Source organism: Faecalibacterium tardum, from assembly GCF_040096515.1.
Lineage (GTDB): Bacteria > Bacillota > Clostridia > Oscillospirales > Ruminococcaceae > Faecalibacterium > Faecalibacterium tardum.
Genome location: NZ_JBBMEO010000096.1, coordinates 1 through 1,070, shown reverse-complemented (window position 1 = coordinate 1,070; position 1,070 = coordinate 1). Strand labels below are relative to the sequence as shown.

At 58.4% G+C, this 1,070-nt stretch carries 1 protein-coding gene; it reads left to right on the top strand.

What is annotated here, in order from left to right; all coding sequences use genetic code 11:
* On the top strand, positions 1 to 1,070 hold a 1,070-nt coding region (locus WMO44_RS14910), incomplete at both ends, for a DNA topoisomerase (RefSeq protein ID WP_349153045.1).

Sequence of the window (1,070 nt, the reverse complement as noted above, 5' to 3'; positions counted from 1 at the left end):
ATCTTCCGCTTAGTGTATCAGCAAGCCGGGTGCAAAAAGCCTGTTTCCCGCCTGTGGCTGTCCAGCATGGAGGAAAATGCCATCCGGGAAGGATTCGCCCATCTCAAACCGTCAACTGAATACGATGCGCTGTACAACGCAGCACTCTGCCGGGAACGTGCCGACTGGATGGTCGGCATCAATGCGTCCCGGCTTTTTTCATGCCTGTACAACCAGCCTTTGGCGGTGGGGCGTGTTATGACCCCAGTGCTTGCCATGACGGTGGTGCGGGAAGCTGCCATTGCCGCCTTTGTGCCGGAGAAATTCTACACGGTTGCCCTGACCCTTGCGGACGGCGGCACCGCATCCAGCAAGCGGTTTGCCCAGAAAGCGGATGCCGAACTGCTGCTTTCCAAATGCCGAAAGGAGGGGCGTGTCACGGTGCAGAAGATGGAACGCAAGGAGAAATCCGAAAGCCCACCGCAGCTCTACGACCTTACCGCATTGCAGAGGGATGCAAACCGTCTGCTGGGATTTACGGCACAGCAGACCTTGGATTATGCCCAAAGCCTTTACGAAAAGCGGCTTATCACCTACCCCCGCACGGACAGCCGGTTTTTGACGGAGGATATGGCGGCTTCCCTTCCGGGACTGGTGACTGACACGGGCAGGGCGTTTGCCGTGGAGGAGCCGATTCCCATCCATGTGCAGCAGGTCATCAATGGCGGCAAAGTCACCGACCACCATGCGCTGCTGCCTACGAAAAGCATGGCAAACGCAGATCTTGCCGCCCTCCCTGCCGGGGAGCGGAATGTCCTGCGGCTGATTGCCGCACGGCTGCTCTGCGCTGTGGGCGAACCGCACTGCTATGCAGAAACTACGCTCACCACCATCTGCGCCGGAGAGGAATTCTCCGCAAAAGGCAAGTTGGTGCTGTCCGATGGATGGAGAGCCATGGAGCGGAAAATGCTGGGCGAACTGTTGGGCAAGCAGAAAGAACCGGCTGTTCTGCCCGATGTGCAGGAGCAGAGCCAGTGCAGCGTTGCCGGTGTCGAACTGAAAGAGGGTCAAACGTCTCCGCCAAAGCATTT